General features: G+C 45.0%; 2 protein-coding genes. Both read right to left on the bottom strand.

The genetic code is table 11. From position 1 onward, the window contains the following. The coding region (locus tag BM122_RS24675) for an ISL3 family transposase (RefSeq protein ID WP_218152221.1) at positions 1-645 on the bottom strand (645 nt) is incomplete at its 3' end. 5 nt (positions 646-650) lie between these two features. Next, complete coding sequence (locus BM122_RS24670; protein WP_074907669.1) at positions 651-1,184, bottom strand: helix-turn-helix domain-containing protein; 534 nt, start codon at positions 1,182-1,184, stop codon at positions 651-653. Positions 1,185-1,298: the final 114 nt, after the last annotated feature.

Raw genomic sequence — 1,298 nt, 5'->3', positions numbered from 1 at the left:
CGCCATAATTTTTAGCTTAAAGAATTCAACATCTCTAAAGCCATAAGCCATTTTATGTAGCGTTTTAATCTTGTTGTTGATGCCTTCCAATGGTCCAGTTGATAAGCCATTGAGGTCGAAATAGGCAAGGATACCCGAGCGATGAGCGGCAATGGTTTTAGAGAATTGCTTGAGCATGTTGATATCAGAAGCAGCGGCCTTTTTTACCCACTCATCAAGCGCATTTTGCGCTGCAGTTTTATCTGGTTGATGCCAAATATTGCGTAATTCTTCTTTCATATAATAAGCCGTTGCCAAGGGTTCATTGAGCTTAAGTGCTTGCTCCAGACGTTGGCGCTCATTGCGCGCGTCATCCAGATTGTCAGGATGCTTGAGCAGCAACCAACGAATGCCTTTTAAAATGGGCTTACCCAGCCCATTCTCTGCTTCTCGCTGCAAATCGCGGCGCAGCTTGGTCAGTTTTTCATTAAACAGCTTGATGATATGAAAGTGATCGAATACCAGCGTGATCTCTGGAATATGGCTCTGTACCGCACTGATGTAAGCTGGGCCCATATCGGTTGCAACCGCTTCAATGCTTGCACCCGATCGTTTTAAGCGCTTCCAGAATGGAATCAACGCATCCGCGCCTTTCCCTTTGCCCACAAAAATCACAGCACCACGTGAAGGTCCAGAACAAGGGTTAAATAGCCCGGTTTCTTGCCTTGATAGATTTCATCCATCGCGATACGTTTAACTTTTGCTAATTTCGGCAATCGATAACGCTTTTGCAGACTGCACTTTTGGATTTCCTTAACCAGATCCCAGCTCACTCCAAGGTAACGAGCTACTGCCCGGATGGTCATATGCCGGGAGAGCTCCAGTACCCATCTTTCAAACACACGAGTATAACCTTTACGTTCATCGGCAAACCGTACCTTTACCTGGCGTACTGCCTGGCACCTGCTACATTGTACCCGCTGGACTGGAAGATCAATATAGACAGCCTTTTGACCTATCGGTATCGTTCGAAAACGACGAATCACTTTTCCTCGGCACAATACCTTGCGACTTCGGCAAATGGGGCATCTTAGACGCCACTGATCCTCTCTTATCGCAACCATTATGGCGTTGGCAATATAACGGGTATTTTGATAAAAATAACCTATTATGCCAAAAGCGTGATAAAGCAAGCTCGTCGACATTTTAAAATAACCCCATCATTAAAAATGAGTGGTTATTTCAATCTATCTTGCTCTACTTTTCCATCATCTCTTTAATCTGCCACTGAGCCTATGTACGCAATTTCCGGAAGAACC

The sequence above is a fragment of the Nitrosomonas communis genome (assembly GCF_900114745.1).
GTDB lineage: Bacteria > Pseudomonadota > Gammaproteobacteria > Burkholderiales > Nitrosomonadaceae > Nitrosomonas > Nitrosomonas communis_A.
Note: the sequence above shows the minus strand (reverse complement) of the source record. Positions and strands in the feature narration are given on the sequence as shown.